Here is a 4,763-nt window from a genome sequence, read left to right as displayed (position 1 = left end):
CGACGGCAGGCCGTGGCCGCGGACGCTGTTTCATCAGTTCGCTTCTTTTTGTCGTACGCAACGGCTGCCACCCGGGGGCGTCAGACACGCGCGGCATCGCGCGTGCCGGCGTTGCCCGCCTGGCGATACGAATCCGGATCGATCCGGCGCATTTCCGCTTCGATCCATGCTTCGACCTGCGAGTTCAATGCATCGGGCGTCAGCCCCTCGCTGGGAATCGGTTTGCCGATCGACACGGTGACGACGCCCGGGAATTTCGTGAACGAGTTGCGCGGCCACACCCGGCCTGCATTGTGCGCGATCGGTACGACGGGTGCACCGGTTTCGATCGCGAAGCGCGCGCCACCCGTCTTGTACTTGCCCTGCTTGCCGACCGGCGTGCGCGTGCCTTCCGGGAACATGATCATCCATGCGCCTTCCGACAGGCGCTTCTTGCCCTGGCGGATCACCGACGTGAACGCGTTCTTGCCTTCCTTGCGGTTGATGTTGACCATGTGCAGCAGCCCGAGCGCCCAGCCGAAGAACGGCACGTACAGCAGCTCGCGCTTGAACACGTAGCAGAGCGGTTTCGGCATCAGCGCGGGAAACGCGAGCGTTTCCCATGCGGACTGGTGCTTCGACAGCAGCACGGCCGGGCCGTCGGGCAGGTTCTCGTAGCCTTCGATCCGGTAGCGGATGCCGTTCAGCCAGCGCACGACCCACAGCGTGGACTTGCACCAGCCGGCCGCCATCCAGTAGCGCGCGTCGGCGCGCATGAACGGAAAGGCGATGAAGCACGCGGTGGCGTACGGCACCGTGTACACGACGAAGTAGATCAGCAGCAGCAGGGAGCGGACGAAGCGCATCGGCGTAAGTCTGGCGTTAGGGAGGATGCGCGCGGCGGCCGCATCACTCGTGTTCGTGTGAAAGGAAATCGAGCGCGAACGCGCGCAGGTCGTCGTGGACCTTCGTGCCGGGCGGCAGGTTGCCGGCGGCGAGCGTCTTCTTGCCCTTGCCGGTGAGCACGAGGTACGGCTGGAAGCCGACCGCGACGCCGGCCTGCAGGTCGCGCAGCGAATCGCCGACCACCGGCGTGTGATCGGGATCGATCTCGAAGCGCTCGGCGATCATCTGCATCATCCCGGGTTTCGGCTTGCGGCAGTCGCAGTGATCCTCGGCCGTGTGCGGGCAGAAGAACACCGCGTCGATCCGCGCGCCGACCGCGGCCGCCGCGCGATGCATCTTCAGGTGCATCTCGTTGAGCGCGGCCATGTCGAACAGCCCGCGACCGATGCCGGACTGGTTGGTCGCGACGACCACGCGATACCCCGCGTGGTTGAGCCGGGCAATCGCCTCGAGGGCGCCGGGCAGCGCGATCCATTCGTCGGGCGTCTTGATGAACGCATCCGAATCGACGTTGATCACGCCGTCCCGGTCGAGGACGACGAGCTTTCGGTTGGGGCTGGTCGGCATCGTGCGGCCCTTATGCGGCGAGCTTCGAGATGTCGGCGACGCAGTTCATCTGCTGGTGCAGCGCGGACAGCAGCGCGAGACGGTTCGCGCGCAGTGCCGGATCTTCCGCGTTGACCATCACGTCGTTGAAGAACGTGTCGACCGGTGCGCGCAGCGCGGCGAGCGCCGACAGCGCGCCCGTGTACGCACGCGCCTCGAGCTGCGACTGCACGTGCGGCGTCACGGCCGCGAGCTGTTCGTGCAGCGCCTTCTCGGCGGCCTCGACGAGCAGCGTCGGCTGCACCGCACCGTTCGCGCCGCCCTCCGACTTCTTCAGGATGTTCGAGATCCGCTTGTTCGCGGCCGCGAGCGCTTCGGCTTCCGCGAGGTGCGTGAATTCGCGCACCGCGTCGAGGCGCGCGACGAGATCGTCGACGCGCGTCGGGTTCAGGCTCAGCACCGCGTCGATTTCGCCGGCCGAATAGCCGCGCTCGCGCAGCAGGCCGCGCAGGCGATCCATGAAGAACGCGAGGATCGCGTCGGTCGATTCGGCCACGCCCGGCACGCCTTCGAAGCGCGCATGGGCCGTGCGCAGCAGCGACACGAGATCGAGCGGCAGCTGCTTCTCGAGCAGCAGGCGCAGCACGCCGAGTGCGTGGCGGCGCAGCGCGAACGGATCCTTCTCGCCGGTCGGCGCGAGGCCGATCCCCCAGATGCCGACGATCGTCTCGAGCTTGTCGGCGAGCGCGACGGCGGTCGACACGGGCGTGGTCGGCAGTGCGTCGCCGGAGAAACGCGGCTGGTAGTGCTCGGCGCACGCGAGCGCGACGTCGTCGGCTTCGCCGTCGTGGCGTGCGTAGTACGTGCCCATCGTGCCCTGCAGTTCCGGGAACTCGCCGACCATGTCGGTCAGCAGGTCGGCCTTCGCGAGGCGCGCGGCGCGCTTCGCGTGCGCGGCGTCGGCGCCGATCGCGGGGGCGATCTCGCCGGCCAGCGCCTCGAGGCGCTCGACGCGCGCGAGCGCCGAACCGAGCTTGTTGTGATACACGACGTTCGCGAGCTGCGGCACGCGGTCGGCGAGCGGCTTCTTCTTGTCCTGCTCGAAGAAGAACTTCGCATCGGCGAGGCGCGGGCGCACGACGCGCTCGTTGCCTTCGATGATTTCGCCCGGCGTCTTCGTCTCGATGTTCGACACGATCAGGAAGCGCGAGCGCAGCTTGCCGCCGACGTCGGTCAGCGCGAAATACTTCTGGTTCGTCTGCATCGTGAGGATCAGGCATTCCTGCGGAACCTGCAGGAATTCGTCCTCGAAGCGGCACGGGTAGACGACCGGCCATTCGACCAGCGACGTCACTTCGTCGAGCAGCGCTTCGGGCATCACGACGGTATCGCCGTTCGCGTGTTCGTTCAGCTGCGTGCGGATCGTTTCGCGGCGATCGGCGAAGTGCGCGATCACGCGGCCCTTGTCGCGCAGCGTGTCGGCGTACGCGCGCGCATGCTGGATCGCGACGAGGCCGTCGGACAGGAAGCGGTGGCCGAGCGTCGTGTCGCCGGCGTCGACGCCGAATGCGGTGACGGGCACGATGCGGTCGTCATGCAGCACCGTCAGGCGATGCACCGGGCGCACGAACTTCACGTCGGAGCCGTCCGGGCGCTGGTAGGTCATGAATTTCGGGATCGGCAGCTTCGCGAGCGCTTCGTCGAGCGCGGCCTGCAGGCCGTCGGCGAGCGTCGCGCCGGCTGCCGAATAGTTGATGAAGAACGCTTCGGCCTTGCCGTCCTGTGCGCGCTCGAGATCGGCAATCGACAGGTTCGGGTGGCCGAGCGCCGCGAGCTTCTTCGCGAGCGGGGCGGTCGGCTTGCCTTCGGCGTCGAGCGCGACCGACACGGGCAGGACCTTTTCGCGGACCTGCTTTTCAGGGGCGACGGCGCGCACGTTCTGCACGACGACGGCGAGGCGGCGCGGCGTGGCGTAGCGTTCGAACACGAGTTCGCCGTCGACGAGGTCGCGTGCCGCGAGGCGTTGCGCGAGGCCTTCGGCGAATGCGTCGCCGAGGCGCGCGAGGGCCTTCGGCGGCAGCTCTTCGGTCAGCAGTTCGACGAGCAGGGGGGCGGGATGATTGTGCGTCATGTCTGGATTGAATCTCGTCTCGTCAGTCCTGATCGATCTTGCGTTCGACCTTGAGCGGCGGCGCCCATGCCGGCTGGGCGGCGTCCTGGGCGTCGGTGGTGAGGCCCGGCACGCCCGGCGGGTTGCCGAGCATCGGGAAGCCGAGCTTCTCGCGCGAGTCGTAGTAAGCCTGCGCGACGAGACGCGACAGCGCGCGGATGCGGCCGATGTACGCTGCCCGCTCGGTGACCGAGATCGCGCCGCGCGCGTCGAGCAGGTTGAACGTATGGCCGGCCTTGAGCACGAGCTCGTACGCGGGCAGCGCGAGCTGCGCGTCGATCATCTTCTTCGCTTCCGCTTCGTAGCTGTTGAAGAACGTGAACAGCAGGTCGACGTTCGCGTGCTCGAAGTTGTAGGTCGACTGCTCGACCTCGTTCTGGTGGTACACGTCGCCATACGACAGGCGGCGCAGCTCGGGGCCGTTCGGGCCTTGCTCTTCCCACTCGGTCCACACGAGGTCGTACACGTTCTCGACCTTCTGCAGGTACATCGCGAGGCGCTCGAGGCCGTACGTGATCTCGCCGAGCACCGGCTTGCATTCGAGGCCGCCGACTTCCTGGAAATACGTGAACTGCGTGACTTCCATCCCGTTCAGCCACACTTCCCAGCCGAGGCCCCACGCGCCGAGCGTCGGGTTTTCCCAGTCGTCCTCGACGAAGCGCACGTCGTTCTGCTGCAGGTCGAAGCCGAGCGCCTCGAGCGAGCCGAGGTACAGGTCGAGGATGTTTTCCGGCGCCGGCTTGAGCACGACCTGGTACTGGTAGTAGTGCTGCAGGCGGTTCGGGTTCTCGCCGTAGCGGCCGTCCTTCGGGCGGCGCGACGGCTGCACGTACGCGGCGCGCCACGGCTCGGGGCCGACCGCGCGCAGAAACGTGTGCACGTGCGACGTGCCTGCACCGACTTCCATGTCGATGGGCTGGAGCAGGGCGCAACCCTGCTTGTCCCAGTAGGACTGCAGCGTCAGGATGATTTGCTGAAACGTAAGCATGAAGAGCCTTCGTGGCGCTGGCGCTCCGTTGCGGGCGACTCTCCGGGCGGGGCCCGGAGAGTCGGCTCGCGCGGCGGCGCGGCTTGTTAGTGTGCTGAAACGCGTAATTTTACCGGATCGGCGAGCGGATGCGGCCGGAACGCGGGCGGGCGTGCCGTCGGCCCCGTCCGGGCG

At 67.5% G+C, this 4,763-nt stretch carries 4 protein-coding genes; all 4 read right to left on the bottom strand.

Translation table 11 applies throughout. The features are described 5' to 3' along the window. Nucleotides 1–80: 80 nt before the first annotated feature. The 4 genes from DPV74_RS39065 to glyQ are packed head-to-tail and all read right to left on the bottom strand — an operon-like array spanning nt 81 to nt 4,589. Complete coding sequence (locus DPV74_RS39065) at nt 81–845, bottom strand: 1-acyl-sn-glycerol-3-phosphate acyltransferase (protein WP_021161198.1); 765 nt, start codon at nt 843–845, stop codon at nt 81–83. 43 nt (nt 846–888) lie between these two features. Further along, nucleotides 889–1,452: a D-glycero-beta-D-manno-heptose 1,7-bisphosphate 7-phosphatase gene (gmhB, locus tag DPV74_RS39060; RefSeq protein WP_027789173.1), complete on the bottom strand. Its 564-nt coding sequence runs from the start codon at nt 1,450–1,452 to the stop codon at nt 889–891. Nucleotides 1,453–1,462: 10 nt separating this feature from the next. Next, entirely contained in the window at nt 1,463–3,562 is a 2,100-nt protein-coding gene (glyS, locus tag DPV74_RS39055) for a glycine--tRNA ligase subunit beta (RefSeq protein ID WP_119339132.1), read from the bottom strand. A 22-nt stretch (nt 3,563–3,584) separates the two neighbouring features. Continuing rightward, on the bottom strand, nt 3,585–4,589 hold the full coding sequence (gene glyQ / locus DPV74_RS39050) for a glycine--tRNA ligase subunit alpha (RefSeq protein WP_021161195.1): 1,005 nt from the start codon (nt 4,587–4,589) through the stop codon (nt 3,585–3,587). Nucleotides 4,590–4,763 lie beyond the last annotated feature (174 nt).

Origin of the sequence: Burkholderia sp. HAN2018 (assembly GCF_024704855.1) — a bacterium.
GTDB classification, from domain to species: domain Bacteria; phylum Pseudomonadota; class Gammaproteobacteria; order Burkholderiales; family Burkholderiaceae; genus Burkholderia; species Burkholderia cepacia.
Note: the sequence above shows the minus strand (reverse complement) of the source record. Positions and strands in the feature narration are given on the sequence as shown.

Excerpts from the sequence above, each read along its gene's own strand:
- glyQ (WP_021161195.1), bottom strand. The coding sequence starts at position 4,589 with ATGCTTACGTTTCAGCAAATCATCCTGACGCTGCAGTCCTACTGGGAC.
- gmhB (WP_027789173.1), bottom strand. The coding sequence starts at position 1,452 with ATGCCGACCAGCCCCAACCGAAAGCTCGTCGTCCTCGACCGGGACGGC.
- glyS (WP_119339132.1), bottom strand. The coding sequence starts at position 3,562 with ATGACGCACAATCATCCCGCCCCCCTGCTCGTCGAACTGCTGACCGAA.
- DPV74_RS39065 (WP_021161198.1), bottom strand. The coding sequence starts at position 845 with ATGCGCTTCGTCCGCTCCCTGCTGCTGCTGATCTACTTCGTCGTGTAC.